We start from the raw sequence: 279 nt of genomic DNA, 5'->3' as shown, positions 1-279 counted from the left end.
GGAGCGCCTCGTCGCCCAGGGCTTCGAGCTGGCCGACCGGATCCCCACGATCGACCGGTCCTTCGTCCTCGTCGAGTCCGAGGCGATCAGCCGGGCGCAGCGCGTGTACGTCGTGCTCAACGCCCTCGGCGCCTGGCTCCCCTTCATCGCGGTCGGCCTCTTCGCCGCGGGGGTCTACGCCGCCCGGAACCGGCGTCGCGCGTTGCTGAGGGGCTCGCTGGGCGTGGTGGCGGCGATGGTGGTGCTCGGTGCGGGGCTGGCCCTGGCGCGCACCTTCTA

General features: G+C 73.5%; 1 protein-coding gene. It reads left to right on the top strand.

Going from position 1 to position 279, the window contains the following annotated elements; genetic code table 11:
• On the top strand, nt 1-279 hold a 279-nt coding region (locus LZA78_RS17740), incomplete at both ends, for a hypothetical protein (RefSeq protein ID WP_233678194.1).

Origin of the sequence: Rhodobacter flavimaris, assembly GCF_021378075.1 — a bacterium.
Lineage (GTDB): Bacteria > Pseudomonadota > Alphaproteobacteria > Rhodobacterales > Rhodobacteraceae > Rhodobacter > Rhodobacter flavimaris.
Note: the sequence above shows the minus strand (reverse complement) of the source record. Positions and strands in the feature narration are given on the sequence as shown.